11 protein-coding genes are annotated in these 14,392 nt (G+C 48.3%); 6 read left to right on the forward strand and 5 right to left on the reverse strand.

Going from position 1 to position 14,392, the window contains the following annotated elements:
- Positions 1-196: 196 nt before the first annotated feature.
- The 5 genes from Q4Q52_RS00115 to Q4Q52_RS00135 all read right to left on the reverse strand — a co-directional run bounded on the left by Q4Q52_RS00115 (position 197) and on the right by Q4Q52_RS00135 (position 4,564).
- Positions 197-1,333: an ABC transporter permease gene (locus Q4Q52_RS00115; RefSeq protein ID WP_311989548.1), complete on the reverse strand. Its 1,137-nt coding sequence runs from the start codon at positions 1,331-1,333 to the stop codon at positions 197-199.
- Entirely contained in the window at positions 1,323-2,279 is a 957-nt protein-coding gene (locus Q4Q52_RS00120; RefSeq protein ID WP_311889210.1) for an ABC transporter ATP-binding protein, read from the reverse strand. Before Q4Q52_RS00120 ends, Q4Q52_RS00115 begins: the two co-directional genes overlap by 11 nt.
- Complete coding sequence (locus tag Q4Q52_RS00125; protein ID WP_311989549.1) at positions 2,276-3,394, reverse strand: HlyD family efflux transporter periplasmic adaptor subunit; 1,119 nt, start codon at positions 3,392-3,394, stop codon at positions 2,276-2,278. Before Q4Q52_RS00125 ends, Q4Q52_RS00120 begins: the two co-directional genes overlap by 4 nt.
- Positions 3,391-4,092 carry a TetR/AcrR family transcriptional regulator gene (locus Q4Q52_RS00130; protein WP_006085296.1) on the reverse strand — a complete coding sequence of 234 codons (702 nt, stop codon included), beginning with the start codon at positions 4,090-4,092 and terminating at the stop codon, positions 3,391-3,393. Before Q4Q52_RS00130 ends, Q4Q52_RS00125 begins: the two co-directional genes overlap by 4 nt.
- A gap of 124 nt (positions 4,093-4,216) precedes the next feature.
- Positions 4,217-4,564 (reverse strand): hypothetical protein, encoded by a 348-nt coding sequence (locus Q4Q52_RS00135; RefSeq protein WP_311989728.1) that lies wholly within the window; start codon positions 4,562-4,564, stop codon positions 4,217-4,219.
- A 704-nt stretch (positions 4,565-5,268) separates the two neighbouring features.
- On the opposite strand from Q4Q52_RS00135, the gene Q4Q52_RS00140 reads away from it, so the two are divergent.
- The 6 genes from Q4Q52_RS00140 (at position 5,269) to Q4Q52_RS00165 (ending at position 14,337) form a co-directional block, all read left to right on the forward strand.
- Positions 5,269-6,126: a hypothetical protein gene (locus tag Q4Q52_RS00140; protein WP_311989550.1), complete on the forward strand. Its 858-nt coding sequence runs from the start codon at positions 5,269-5,271 to the stop codon at positions 6,124-6,126.
- Positions 6,127-6,137: 11 nt separating this feature from the next.
- Entirely contained in the window at positions 6,138-7,466 is a 1,329-nt protein-coding gene (locus Q4Q52_RS00145; RefSeq protein ID WP_311989551.1) for a DUF4785 domain-containing protein, read from the forward strand.
- 444 nt (positions 7,467-7,910) lie between these two features.
- On the forward strand, positions 7,911-11,177 hold the full coding sequence (locus Q4Q52_RS00150) for a winged helix-turn-helix domain-containing protein (protein ID WP_311989552.1): 3,267 nt from the start codon (positions 7,911-7,913) through the stop codon (positions 11,175-11,177).
- Between the two features lie 22 nt (positions 11,178-11,199).
- Positions 11,200-11,574, forward strand: coding sequence for a DP-EP family protein (locus Q4Q52_RS00155; protein ID WP_063883207.1), 375 nt, complete (start codon positions 11,200-11,202; stop codon positions 11,572-11,574).
- A 387-nt stretch (positions 11,575-11,961) separates the two neighbouring features.
- Positions 11,962-13,008, forward strand: a complete 1,047-nt coding sequence (locus Q4Q52_RS00160) for a transposase (RefSeq protein ID WP_311989553.1) — start codon at positions 11,962-11,964, stop codon at positions 13,006-13,008.
- A gap of 300 nt (positions 13,009-13,308) precedes the next feature.
- Positions 13,309-14,337 carry a diguanylate cyclase gene (locus Q4Q52_RS00165; RefSeq protein ID WP_012588094.1) on the forward strand — a complete coding sequence of 343 codons (1,029 nt, stop codon included), beginning with the start codon at positions 13,309-13,311 and terminating at the stop codon, positions 14,335-14,337.
- Positions 14,338-14,392: the final 55 nt, after the last annotated feature.

Here is a 14,392-nt window from a genome sequence, read left to right on the forward strand (position 1 = left end):
TAAAAATACAAACGGCTGAAAAAATATACCTAATAATACTGCGAGCCAAGTTTTTGGCTTCCATTGAATATCCAATTGAACTCCGTTTCACCCTAGATTTGGAAAACGGCATCATAATTCACAGCCCAAGCTAGCACAACCTCATTCCCAGTCGCTGATAGCCTGTCATGCGGCTATCAGCATGCTGTTAACAATATTAATCTAGACGCTTAGAGAATCTCATACTGGCGATAAATAGCCCGACACAGGTAAAACCTATCATCCACAGGGCATCAAATTGCAGATCCATCACTTGAGCATCGCGTAGCACTATGGCCCGTGACATGCGCATAAAGTGGGTTGCGGGTAAGGCTTCGGCAATCCACTGCGCCGCGATGGGCATGGCCTCATAGGGGAACATAAACCCCGACAAGAGAATCGATGGCAGCAGGATAAATACCGTCATTTGCATCGATTGCAACTGGGTTTTCGCTATGGTCGAAATCACTAATCCTAGAGTTAAACTAGCGCAAATGAACAACATAGCGGCAAGGGCGATGGAATCAAGCCCGCCACGAATCGGCACATCAAACAACAAATGCCCTGCGCTCAGGATAATGGTCACTTGCACAAAGCCGACGATCACATAGGGCACGATTTTACCCAGCATCAACTCCAGCGGCCGTACTGGTGTAGTGATCAAAAACTCCATATTGCCCTGCTCGCGCTCGCGCACTATGGCGGCAGAGGTGAACATCACCATGGTCATAGTCAAAATCACGCCCAGCAGGCCGGGTACGATATTGACCACAGAGCGCTGCTCAGGGTTGAAATATTGCACCACTTCAAAACTCGGCATCACGGCTTTTTGCACTCTCCCTGCGACTGCATCCAGCGGCATTTGCCTAAGGCTACGAATGGTTGAGGCGACAACCGTATCAGAACCGTCCACCAGCCATTGGCCGACAGGTTGTGATAAATAAGGCTGAGCTAAATATTGCTGACCCACAAAGCTTGGGTGACGCACTAAGCGCTCATCGAGATCGGCGGGCAAATACAGCACAGCTTTAACTTCGCCGCGAGTGATCGCCGCTTCTGCCTCGGCTGCACTTAAATAACGCTGTTTGAAATCGACCACCTGCGTCGCTTCTACCGCCTGCACCAATGAGCGGCTGTAGGCAGAATCGCTCAAATTCACCAGCCCCGCGGGCAGATGGCGCGCATCGGTATTGATGGCATAACCAAACAACATCAGTTGCACTAGCGGGATCATGACTATCATGCCAAAGGTCATACGATCCCGTGACAATTGCCGCAACTCTTTGACGACAACTGCAAAAATTCTACGCCACATGGTTAGTTGCTCCCTTGGACACCCCAGCCAAACGCTCGCCGGTGCAAGTGACAAACACATCCTCTAGGCTAGCGCGCACTTCTTCCATCGTCCGGCTGGCAACTCGAGGTTTAAGCCAAGCGAGCGGATCTTCAATATCGCTACGCACTAACACCCTTAAACGACTGCCAATTTGCGCCGCCGACAATACCGCGGACTCGCTGATCAATGATTGCTTTAAATTACGTAAATCATCCCCTGAAATTTCAACCACCCGAGCGCCCATCGCCGCCATCAGCTGCTGGGGTGAACCGTCGGCGCGTTTTATCCCCCGCTCTAAAATCGCCAGACCGTGGCAACGCTCGGCTTCATCCATATAGTGAGTCGACACAAGAATCGTGGTGCCTTGGGCGCAGAGATCAAATAAGCGCTCCCAAAACTCACGTCGATTCTCGGGGTCGACCGCCGATGTCGGCTCGTCGAGAAATAACAATTCGGGGTGATGCAAGGTCGCCGCCGCTAAGGCCAAACGCTGCTTCTGGCCGCCACTCATGGAGCCCGCCATTTGTTTCTCGCGGCCGACTAAATCGTACAGCGTGACTAACTCGGCTATCCGCAGCTTTGAGGCTCGGCGATTTAGACCATAAATTTGCGCGACAAACTCTAAGTTTTCCCGCACCGAAAGATTGTCGTACAGGGAGAATTTTTGCGTCATATAGCCGATACGGCGACGCAGTTTTTCCTCGGCGCCGGGTAAGGTTTCACCCAAGACGCGGATTTCCCCCGATGTTGGACTTAGCAGCCCAGTCAACATGCGAATTGAAGTGGACTTTCCGCAGCCATTGGGGCCAAGAAATCCATAAATAGTGCCCTTGGGAATGGCGAGATCGAGGTCTGCCACCGCATTGACGCCGCCAAAGGCGCGGGTCATGCCTTGGGTCTCGATAGCAAAGTCGGTGTGGCTCATGGCAGCTCCACGGCTAATGCCATGCCCGTCGGTAAATCCTGCCCCTCGGCAGAAATCGTAATATCTGTCAGATACATCAACCGTGCTCGGTCACGCTCATTCAGCGCATAAAACGGCGTATAAGCGGGCTGACTGCGGATATTACGCACTGTGCCAGCAATCGGCATTTCGCGGCCATCCACTCGGATATTGACCTTATCGCCCGCCTTCACTCTGTCTAACCAAGTCGCGGGCAGGTAAACCCGTACAAAGGGATCCTCACTCGCCAACAAACCAATCAACTGAGTACCCGCAGCAATACGATCGCCTACTCGCCAAGGTAGGGTATCGACAACGGCGTCACGCGCCGCCACTAAACTCAAGTCGGCTAAGGCTTTTTGTTCGATGGCGACACTGGCGCTGGCGGCGGCCACCGCGGCTTTGGCTTGTTCTAGCTGCTCACTACGGGTGCCATTTTCTAGTAGGCGCAGGCTTTGCTCCGCCTCGGCTTGCTTGGCTAAACTGGTATCCCGCGCCGCACGGGCGGTATCTAAATCCGCTTGGCTCAGCACTTTCGTGGCATACAAACGGTTAGTGCGCTCAAAGGCACGCTTCGCTTCCTTCACGCTGGCATTTGCCCCGTCGAGCACGGCCTTGGCGCGTTCGATATCTTCTAAACGCGCGCCAGTCACCGCCTCAGAAAGTTTAGCCTTGGCCTGTTCAAGCTCGGCTTGACGCAGGGCAAGGCGCGCATTGGCCGAGGTCGAATCGAGTGTGAGTAGCACTTCGCCCGCCTTAACCTGCTGACCTTCAACCACATTTACCTGAGTAATTAACTCACCCACGGGCGCGGTCAGTGTCAGTCTGTCACGCTCGACTGTGCCAAGGACGCTCGGCGACTCTTGAGTGCAAGCCGCTAACTGCAGCAGCAAACAGCCTAAAACGACACCTGTCGCGACTCTTTTAGCTAATGCGGTTTGATTAGTTAACTTATTGTTTCTTAACTTGCTGTTGCTTAACTTGCTGCTACTTAAACTGCTGTTACTTAAACTTTTGTTACTTGAGTTGTTTTTACTGAAACGATTGCGACTAAAATCTTGGTCATTCAACATCGTTAAACCTTTCGTTGAGCTCATGACTGGCTCCTTGGTTCACATAACAGTCCCTGCGTAAAAACCTGCATATTGTGCAGAGCTAAGCGCTGCAAAAGCGCAGCATCGGCATCAAAAAAGCCGAACTGACGCATTAATACGGGCGGGGCAATAAGCGGAAATACCATAAGACTCACAAAACTTAGCCGTGCTAAATCGGGGTCGACACCCTCTTTTAATAATCCCGAATTAACTAACGTGGATTCGAGCCATTGCCGCGACAGGGTTAACACTTGCTCAAATACAGACAAGATAATTCGATAGGGTTCCGAGCCATCGCCCTCCTGCAATACCCGTATAATCAGCCGTGGCAAGCCAGGGTTGGGCGCCATAACGCGATAGTAGGTCTGCATGATTTCGCCGACATTATTCGGCGCCTCAGCTGCAGATATTTCGCGTAAGCGGGTTAATACGGGCTCAAGGGTTTCCCGCACCATTTGTTCGAACAAACCCGCTTTCGAACCAAAATAGTAACGGATAAGCGCGGCATCGACCTCGGCTTCGCGGGCGATTTCACGGGTAGACACAGTAGGATAACTGCGATGACTAAAGAGACTTAAGGCAGCGGTTATTAAGCGTTGACGCGCGTCTGAATTTCCCTTCGGACGACCGAGAATGGGCGGCGATTCAGGTTGGGCGCTAAATGGAACGACGCCCCTAGGACGACCGGGAATAAGCGACATGGCAGGCTCCAGCAAAATTCATCTATTGATGAATATACTGAAACGCCGCGTAAAAAGGCAGCAGTTAAATTCCTCATTTTCATTGGTATTGAGGAATTTAACCCTAAAGCGTCAAGACTAAAATTTATGCACCTTTGACTATGGCACCTAAACGGCTGACAAATTGCTGCACGGCTTCGACTGTGTCAAAGCTAAAGGCAAGTCCATAGTGGGTTTCGGTGAGACTCTTATGCAAACGCTTTGGAAAACGAGTCATCTCCGCATTGTGGAAATAATCGTATTTGGCATGCACGCCTGCAATGGTGACGAGTTCGCCAGAAAAAACCTCAAATGCGGGCCGAATAATCAAGTTCGGTGATTTACCGTCGAGGTGTAAATAGAACGCCTCTTTGGTGTCTGGGAGCATGTATTCGGTAATGTTTTTTATGCTGAAGTTAGTGCGGCATTGCAATCCACTTAAGCAGCTCACCATCTCATTATGTTCTATCGCCAAACTTATTCTCCCTTATCCCTGTAAAAACTACCCAATTTGTATTTATCACATTGATACTACGTTAACTCAGCTCAGCCTAATCGGTTTACGCTGTAAATGCACTAAGCTGATGTCGATCTCACAAAGCGAGTGGCTAAGTTTAGCGAATTTATCCAAAAAACCTTTATATACAGAACGATAAACCGATTAACTCAAACACAAAGCCAATGTCACAGAAAATTCTTTTGCGTAATTGAGCCATGATTTCAAACACTATAAAACACAGTACCATTTATTAGTCATTGCTTATCATCACCTTATCACCCTCGATATTGATATTAAAACGCATGCTTTAAAATGCTGCCATGCTATTCAATTATATGGTGATTTTTTACTTGCCAGCTAAAAATGTTACGTCTAGGTTAAGAAGCTTGAGTTAAGTCCTGTTGATAATGGCTAAGTTACGGCAATCACATTGACTGCCAACCTAAACTAGCGCATTCACCCTATCCCGTCGTATTCAGGCCTTAAATCATGTTCTACCCAAAGTGAGTAACCCGCGCCTATGGCGCATATAACCCGATCCATGTCAGCCGATTTAACGCTAAATTACGGCAAATCCTTAGCATTAACCGATTTGCCCTAAACAGTCACAACGGACTGCGCGGCCACTATCAACAAGACCAACAACACGAGATATACCCATGAAGATCAAAAAAGCCCTCATGCTCTTGGGTCTGTTAGCTGTCAGCCCAGCGACACTCGCTGCAACCGGAGTTGCCTTTATCCACGGTACGGGTCACCAGACCAATGCCTTAGCCGATTACTGGACGCCCGAATTTGTTAACTCAGTGCGCCAAGGCATCCCAGTGCCAAACAATTACACAGTGATCAACTGCGACTTTGACCAATATATGTGGGAAGAAAGCGCCGCAGGTTGTCTGGCCACGCAGCTCAATAGCTTTATCCAAGCCAAAAATATCGACGACTTAATTCTGCTGACCCACTCCAATGGTGGCAACGTAGTGCGGTGGATTTTATCTAACCCAACGTGGGACAGCCGTTATCCTGCAGTGATCAACTCCACCTCAAAGGTTATCGCCATCGCGCCTTCCAGTGCTGGTACGCCGCTGGCCGATGCGGTGAACCAAGGTAATGTGTTCGAAACCAGCTTAGGCTGGCTCTTAGGCTATGGCAGCAATGCGGTGAAACAACAGCAAGTCGGTTGGATGGCAAACTACAACAACGCTTGGCTTAATGGCACAGCGGGTCGCCCATCGCTGGGTAAACCCTTCGAAGTCGTGGTGGGCTCAGATGTTGATTCCGCCATTTGGGACAGCGACAGTTACTGCGCGGGTTATCAATACCAAGTCGCGCTCGAAACCACCCAAAACTGGCTCGATAGCTGCTCCGACGGCTTCTTAAATTGCAGCTCACAAAAGGCGGCTGGCACCGTCTGGTTTACTGATAAACAAAAGACCCGTGGCCAAGAGCCCTTAAGCCATCAGCAGAGTCGTCGTACGTGTTTCAATTTAGACACGCTGATCCGCAACCACATTTAAGGAGCACTAAGATGCACACACTCAGCAAACTTGCCAGTGTCTTGGCGCTAAGCGGACTGCTTGCAGCCTGCCAAGATGAAGCCACACCCATAGATCCCAAAACCAATGCCAGCCCTATGTACGCCAAAGGATTAACCTTAGCTGCGCCGAGCGATACCGATTTAGTCGATAGCAATATTGCCAGCCCAACACTCACGCCCATCAACACCAGTACGGATTACATTAGCTTTATCACCCCGCTGTACGGTGAGTATCAAGCGAGTATGCTTAAGCTGGAGCAAGCCAGCCAAAGTGACGAGTATTGGGTCAATGTAACAGGCGCACAGCTTAATGCGGGCGTGGGCCTCACCATGAGCCAAGCGTCGAGCTTAGTGCGCATTGCACCTCGGGGCGATACCCGCTCTGGCGCCTTAATGCACGCCGAGGTCATTACCCCTGAGCGCGTGCAAATTCAGCGCGTTACCCCTAATCAGTCACCCCAAGGCAAAGCAGCCAACAGCAGTGGAATAAACACCAATGAGTCACTGGTCAAATCAATGGTCAACGCCGATGCTTTGGCTAGCGCAGGGTTAACCGATGATTCCAGTGCGCTGCAAATGTCGGCGAAGGCCACACCGGGCGAATATCGCCTGCAGGTCAGCCAGCCGTTAACACCGAGCGCCAGCTACTTAGTCAATGTGAAGGAAAAAGGCTCGCCCTATCAACTGAGCGTCAAAGCCCCCATAGCCATCGCGGCGGATGCGCAAACCCTTGGGCTTGAACTCGCACTCAGCCAAAGTGATAACGCCTTTGTGCCACAGGCAAAACTCAAACAAGCCGATGGCAATATGCAACCGCTGGCGATGGTAAAACAAGGGGAGGCATGGCAAGCGGAGATCCCCGCGGGCGTCGCACTTTCGAGCAGCAATGCAGGTTTCAGTGAAATTGAAATCACAGTGCAAACCCAAGTCGATGGCCGACCGGTGCAGCGCACGGTCAAGTCTGTCTTTAAGTCCTATGTCAATTCGGCGAGCATCAAGCCCGAAGTACTCACGGTTTGGGATAAAGGCTTGCCTAACCAAATAAACTTTGAGTTATCGGTCGCCGAGGCGGGACGTTTTGGCTTAAGTGGCACGTTAACCGGCACCAATGCCAAAGGTCAAAAGGTAGCGATTCTACGCACCCAAGCGGCCAATTGGCTGACCCCAGAGTCACCAAAGTTAAAGCTGATGTTAGATCCTAAGCTTATCCAAGCCTCGGGTTTACAGCCGCCCTTCGAACTCAATGAGTTAGAACTGCAAGATCAAGGTCAAATGGCCAGATTAAGCTATCAAGCCAAGGCACTAACCTTAACGCGCTAATCCAAAGGAACCAATGTTAAGGGGCTAACGTTAAGATACTTAGCTTAACGTGCTGATAAGTCAGGCTTGTTAGCCTTAAGTTCCTCTCTAATACAAAGTGCCCAATCACGGGCACTTTTTATTGTTGATCTTTTGCAATCTACACCTAAAAGCCATTACCTTATTTAACATCTAGCGCAAAGCACAAACTGTTGACAGAAAAATGACAAGCTAAAGACTATTTACCACACCTCACCCTGATAAAATTTACATTGATTATCAAGGGTTACCCCTTTTAAATAACAAATGTAATAGGCATAATGTCAAGGCTTTGACATCAAACCTTAGGCCGACAACAGCCCAACATTTACCATAAAAACACAACAAAAATATAACTATAAGAGTGGTAACTAACGGTACGTTTCCCACAGTACGCTAGCCAATACTCAATAAATGGACATCGTTATGAGTGACAGCACATTTTTCTTTGGTGAATGGCAAATCAATCCCAGCGCCAATAGTCTGCTTCTTGGCAAACAAGTCAAACAACTTGAGCCCAAGGCGATGGATGTGCTGCTGTTTCTCTGTCAACGGGCGGGCGAAGTCGTCAGCAGTGATGAAATAGTCAGCCACTGCTGGCCGGGTGTTGATACTGGCGACAACCCACTACATAAAATTATCAATCAGTTACGTAGAGCATTAGGCGATAGCGCCACTGATCCCATCTATATAGAAACCATACGCAAACGCGGCTATCGCACCTTAGCCGAAGTGCGTTTTCCTATCGGCCACGAAGCCACCGCCAGCCCGCAAAGTTGGCAAGGCGGCTCGCCCTTTCCGGGTCTGCAAGCCTATAGCGCTAACTATGCCGAGGTGTTTTTTGGTCGCAGTGAACAAATCAGCACTTTGCTTAACCGTATCAGCCAGCAAATCATCTATGGTCGTGCCTTCTGTCTGGTTTTAGGCCCAAGTGGCAGCGGTAAATCCTCCCTGATAAATGCCGGTGTTGTGCCCAATTTAATGAAGGGCGGCGGCTATAACGGCATTGGTGTCGCGTCATTCAGCAGCTTAGATTTTGCCGATGTGAGTAAAGGGCAACTGTTAACCGATCTTGCCAGCGCTATGCTCGACTGGGAAATCAACGACATCCCAGTATTCGAAGGCATGAGCGCTGAGACTCTGGCGATTCAACTTATCGAAGATATCCAAAGCGTGATCAATCAGTGTACCCAAGCGCTCAAGGCTAAACCCTTTTCCAATCCGTTTTTTGCCTTGTTTATCGACCGATTAGAAGTGTTGCTCTCATCACCACTATTTAGCGATACCGAACGAACTCAGTTCATAGAATTATTGGAACAACTCGCCACCTCAAAAGCCGTGATTATCATCAGTGCCTGTCGCAACGATTTTTATCCTTTACTTGTGGGCTACCCAAGCTTAATGGCGGGTAAAGCCCGCGGCGCCCACTTTGACTTAGCGCCGCCAACACGCACTGAGCTATTACAAATGATCCGCCTGCCTGCGGTGGCCGCCAACTTAAGCTGGGAAGTTGACAGCGAAACCGCGATGCCGCTCGATGAAATGCTCTGCAGCGACGCCGCCAGTAACCCAGATGCACTGCCCATGTTGCAATACACGCTGCAAGCCTTGTATTTACAGCGCAGCGCCGACGATAAGTTATTAGTCTCGGTTTATCATGCCCTTGGCGGTATTGAAGGGGCGATTGGTAAAAATGCAGAGCAAGCGATCTCCCATTTAAGCGATGCCGAAAAAGCCAGTCTGCCACGGATTTTATCCCTGCTAGTCACCCTGCGCGAAGATGAAAAGTCCATCACCAGCCGCACCGCCCGCTGGTCGCAGCTGCAAAGCACCGCCGAAACTGCCCTAGTGCAAGCCATGGTCGATAGCCGCTTATTCGTGTCGCATCTGCAAAATGGTGAACCCTGTTTTAGCATCGCCCACGAAGCCCTGCTGCGCCGTTGGCCACGGGCGACGGCTTGGATTAGCGAACATAGCGACAGTTTGAGCATTAAGAGTCGCCTACAGCATCTTTCAACACGCTGGCTCAGCGAAGCCAAACACAGCGCCTATCTACTCGCTGAAGGTAAACCTTTAAAAGAAGCCCAAAGCCTCAGCCAAAATCCGTTATTCGATTTAGACGATCCCGAAACCGCCTTTATCACAGCCTCCACCAAACGCGCCAATATGTTGCGCTGGACGAGGCGCTTAACCGTTACCCTGTTATGCATCCTCACCCTCACCTCCATTATCATGAGTGTGCGCAGCATAGAAGCTGAAAAACTCGCCCTGCAAAAACGCCTCGCCGCCGAAGATTTGCTCGGTTTCATGGTAGGCGACTTCGCCGACAAGATGCGCGGCATCGGCCGAATGGACTTACTCGACGGGATCAGCAATAAAGCACTGGAATATTTCAGTGATTTTTCCAATACAGAAGATGATGCACACTTAAGTTTTGACGCCCGCTTCCAACACGGCCAAACCTTAGAGGCCATGGGCGAAGTGGCATATTCGCGCAATAAAATCGATGAAGCTCGCAGCGCATTACTCGCAGCGCAAGAAAAAATGCTGCCACTCTTGAGTGTGCAGCCTGAAAACTTAGCCCTACTAAAAACTCTAGGTGCCAATGCCTTTTGGTTAGGGCAGCTTAAGTATGATGTCAGTGATTGGGCGGCGTCACGCCCTTTTTACGAGCAATACTTAAAATACAGCCAAACCATGTACGCCCTTGCGCCCGAAGATAAAGATGCGCTCATGGAGCTATCTTACGCCCATAATACTTTGGGCTCGGTTTCAATGAAGCAGCAAGAATTTACTCAAGCACGGCAGGATTTTGAAGAGTCGCTAAGGCTAAAATTGCTCGCCTTGGCCAAAGCACCTGAGGATAGTCAGCTCATTGCGGATGTGGCGGATACGAGATCTTGGTTAGCGAGTGCAGCCCTCTCTCAGGGTGACTTAAATTCTGCAATCACAATACATAAGCAGCTGCAGGTTGGGTTAGAAGCAATAAGGAAAATAAATAGTGTGGATGGATATCTATTAGACAGACTGGCAAGCAGTTTGAGAAATAGTTCTGATTTATTGGGATATCAAAACCTTACTCAGCAAGCTTTTGATAATGCATTGCAGGGAGAAAGCCTAATGCAGCAGGCTGTAGCTTTAGATCCCGAAAATTCCGCATGGAAAACAAAACTGTATTACCTCAAGTTCCAACTAATGTTGCTTAACGCTACTCTTAAAGATCCTCGTTGTACTTATACACCTGTAACTTTGCAAGCTGAACTTTCAAAAGAAAAGGCTGCTTTTTCTTCCAGTCGTAGATACGGCCCACTGAAAGCTATGCTGCTAAAAAATGCCGCTCAATATTACCAGCTTACTGGGCAGTACCAGAAAAGCTGGGATCTAATAGAAGAAGCAAAAGCTTTACTTACAACATTGATCAATGACGCTCCATATGAATTTAAATATCATGCCAGCATGGCAGAAGTGGAACTACTAAATGCTCAATTATTCAATCAACAACATGATATAAAAGCCATGCAACAGAACTGCATGCGAGCAAAGAATCGACTCATGCAAATTCAGAATAAAGATAGAGATCCCCAATATTTACAACCTTATAGTAGAGCGCTTGACTGTTTAGGGGAACTGGATCGAGATCAAGAACTCGTAAATAGACTAAAACATGCAGGAATACAAAGTATTAAATTTTAACAACACACAAAGGAAATAACAGATGTCAGACAATTATGGACAAGCTCATTATGTTAAAGTCACGGTGGCTCTTGAAAATGGTGAACCTGTGTTCACTTATACAAATGCAGAAGGAAGTGAATGCCCAGGTGATGTGACTATTACTGCTGCTAGCACTATCACTTACCTACTCGATGACCAAACTGGTAAGGGACTTAAATTCGTAGGCGCAGGCTTTTTAACCCCCTTTGATGGCATTATAGATGCTTTGACCCTAAGCAGTGATGGCGCGATATTGCAGATGATCGACCTTGACCACACTTCTGGTACAACTAAGTTTCAGTTTGTACTCACTAATACTAACAATACTTTACTGTTACTTAGCCCTGATCCACAAATCATTAATGATCGTGATTAAAGGATTTTTCTCAGGACCGCCATATCTTTTCGAGATAAGTGCCTCCTGATGAAAAAGCGGGGACAGCCATATCTTTTCGAGATAAGTGCCTCCTGATGAAAAAGCGGGGACAGCCATATCTTTTCGAGATAAGTGCCTCCTGAAATGAGTTATAAATGCTCTGCTGCTACGGCAGAGCATTTCTCACAAGACATCCGCTTATCCTCCGTATTCCCATAACAGCACTGTCTTTGGTTGCTAGTGACGCTAAATCCCGTAAAAAAAGCGGGGACAGCCATATCTTTTCGAGATAAGCAGCAAAAGCGGGGACAGCCATGTCTTTTTGTGCTTTGTCCCCTCTTCTACTAGTCTTTAGATTATCTTCACCTTGTCTGTTTGGAGCGAGTCATGACCTCGGCCAGAAGAATGATTATCGATGCCAATACAACGCCCTTCTATCATGTGATAAATCGCTGTGTTAGAAGGGCTTTTCTGTGCGGTGAGGATAAACTCACAGGCCGCAGTTATGAGCATAGACGTGGCTGGATTGTCGATAAAATCAAAGCATTATCCACCATCTTTTGTATCGACATTTGCGCCTATGTAGTGATGAACAACCATTACCATTTAGTACTTAAAATTGATGTTGAGGAAGCAAAAACCTTAAGCCCAAAAGAGGTTATCAGCCGGTGGTGTCAAATAACTAAAGGCCATACTGTCGCAACTAAGTATATGAATGGTGAAGCCTTAATTGACGGTGAACGCATGCTGCTCGATGGGTTAATTACCGAATGGCATGAACGTTTATCCAGCATATCTTGGTTTATGCGCTGCCTGAACGAAGAAATTGCCCGTAAAGCGAATCGTGAAGATGAGTGTAAAGGCGCGTTCTGGGAAGGCCGTTTCAAATCCCAAGCTTTGCTAGATGAGCAAGCCTTACTAGCCTGCATGATGTACGTGGATTTAAACCCTATTCGAGCAGGGATTGCCGACTCTTTACAATCTTCTGATTTCACCTCGATTCAAGAAAGAATTAGTGCACTCAAGCAGGTAAATAACATCATCATCTCACCGCAAGCACCAGTCCAATCCGCAAAAAATCAGCCTCAAACGATAAACCAATCTCTCGCCAAGTTCGATGCGGCAACACACTCTAGTCAACAAACGGGCATCCCTTTTCATTTTGCGGATTATCTGGAACTTATCGATTGGACTGGCCGCGCCATTCGCCATGATAAAAAAGGCTTTATCGATAATCAGCGACCAAAACTGCTCAATGAGTTAGGGATTGCATCAGATGCTTGGCTCAGCTCTGCTAAAGATTTTCGCCGCCAATACAGTGGCATCAGTGGTCGTTGGGATGCGATGTGCGCTTTTAAACTTCAGCAAGGTGGTAAATGGTGTAGAGGAAAATCAAGTAGCGAAGCTCTGCATCCAAATCAACCTTTAGGGTGAACGAGCCGTTTCCACTGTTTATCTGCGGTTAAATTTCGACACTAACATCCTTTGCGCTTGCCGCTTAATAGCCAAAAATCCACTCATGAGTGCCACTCTTTCAACTTAGCCATGCCCAAAAACCTCGCACGTTTCAGCTAAACCTGAGTATTTACCGTGAGAAGAGTAAATTTAAAACCTTTATAAACAATATATTAAATCGGAAGGTAAGCAGAAGGTATCTTTTCTTTGCTGAGAATAAAGTCATCATCAGAAAAGCGCTTAGCGCAGATGACATTAGGTTCACGGAGAATGATAACAATGACAAGCTCACCTAAACAGACTCGCTCACAACATCCATTATCACTTGTGGGTGAAGACAATGGCTTACAGTGTACTGCGCAGCAAGGCTTGGTCGAGCCCGCATTGCCGTTAACCTTCTTCGAGCATGCCTCGATTGAAACGATTCAACAGTTTATTCAGCATCTAACTGAGCCTGTGATTATCGTCAATGCCCAAGGTTACATTTACTTTAGCAATAGCAAAGGTGCTGACTTACTGACATGCCCTCAGGCCAGTTTGAAGGGACAAGATTGGCGTAACTTTTTGACAGAGCACCATCAAGCTCGCTACGACAATCTGCTGAGCAATGATATTAAACTAGGCAAAAACTGCGGCATTCCAGTGCAGCACTGCGCCGAAGAAATCACCCTCATTACCGCCTCAGGCAAAGCAAAAGATGTCGAACTCTCCATTTCCTACATCCCCAGCCATGAACCTCTGTTCGTGATGATGATGCACGATTTAACGCAGCACAAAGCGGAGAATCAAAAGCTACGTAAATTGGCCGCCACGGATTCACTGACTGGGCTGGCGAACCGCCGATACTTCGACGAAATGCTGCATCACTATTGGGAAGAATGCACAGGTAAGCTGCGCCCTATCAGCGTGGTGATTATCGATGTGGATTATTTCAAAGTGTTCAACGACCAATTCGGCCATATCCAAGGCGACGAATGCCTACGTAAGATTGCCAAAGTGATTGCTGACATAGTGCCAATAGACATTGGCCTGGCAGCGCGTTACGGCGGTGAAGAATTCGCGCTAATTCTGCCAAGCCACAATGCCAAAATGGCACTGACGATTGCCCAAAAAGTGCAGCAAGGGATTAATGAACTGCGCTTTACTGAGCAAGGCCTGCGCGATTATGTCTCTGTGAGCGCGAGCCAAGGAATTGCGAGTGAAATCAATGGCCAATTCCGTACCTCACTCGCCATGCTGTGCGCCGCCGATACCGCATTGTATCGCGCCAAAGCCGATGGCCGTGACAGGATCAATACGTCGCTTTAATCCCCATTAATTAGCGACTGATTTACCCAAAACATAGTTATCCGCGACTTAGTTA

This window comes from Shewanella sp. SP1S2-4, from assembly GCF_031932075.1.
Taxonomy (GTDB): Bacteria; Pseudomonadota; Gammaproteobacteria; order Enterobacterales; family Shewanellaceae; genus Shewanella; species Shewanella baltica.

Coding starts and splice junctions, on each gene's coding strand:
- Q4Q52_RS00165 (WP_012588094.1), top strand. CDS start 13,309: ATGACAAGCTCACCTAAACAGACTCGCTCACAACATCCATTATCACTT.
- Q4Q52_RS00145 (WP_311989551.1), top strand. CDS start 6,138: ATGCACACACTCAGCAAACTTGCCAGTGTCTTGGCGCTAAGCGGACTG.
- Q4Q52_RS00135 (WP_311989728.1), bottom strand. CDS start 4,564: ATGGTGAGCTGCTTAAGTGGATTGCAATGCCGCACTAACTTCAGCATA.
- Q4Q52_RS00150 (WP_311989552.1), top strand. CDS start 7,911: ATGAGTGACAGCACATTTTTCTTTGGTGAATGGCAAATCAATCCCAGC.
- Q4Q52_RS00155 (WP_063883207.1), top strand. CDS start 11,200: ATGTCAGACAATTATGGACAAGCTCATTATGTTAAAGTCACGGTGGCT.
- Q4Q52_RS00130 (WP_006085296.1), bottom strand. CDS start 4,092: ATGTCGCTTATTCCCGGTCGTCCTAGGGGCGTCGTTCCATTTAGCGCC.
- Q4Q52_RS00115 (WP_311989548.1), bottom strand. CDS start 1,333: ATGTGGCGTAGAATTTTTGCAGTTGTCGTCAAAGAGTTGCGGCAATTG.
- Q4Q52_RS00120 (WP_311889210.1), bottom strand. CDS start 2,279: ATGAGCCACACCGACTTTGCTATCGAGACCCAAGGCATGACCCGCGCC.
- Q4Q52_RS00140 (WP_311989550.1), top strand. CDS start 5,269: ATGAAGATCAAAAAAGCCCTCATGCTCTTGGGTCTGTTAGCTGTCAGC.
- Q4Q52_RS00160 (WP_311989553.1), top strand. CDS start 11,962: ATGACCTCGGCCAGAAGAATGATTATCGATGCCAATACAACGCCCTTC.
- Q4Q52_RS00125 (WP_311989549.1), bottom strand. CDS start 3,394: ATGAGCTCAACGAAAGGTTTAACGATGTTGAATGACCAAGATTTTAGT.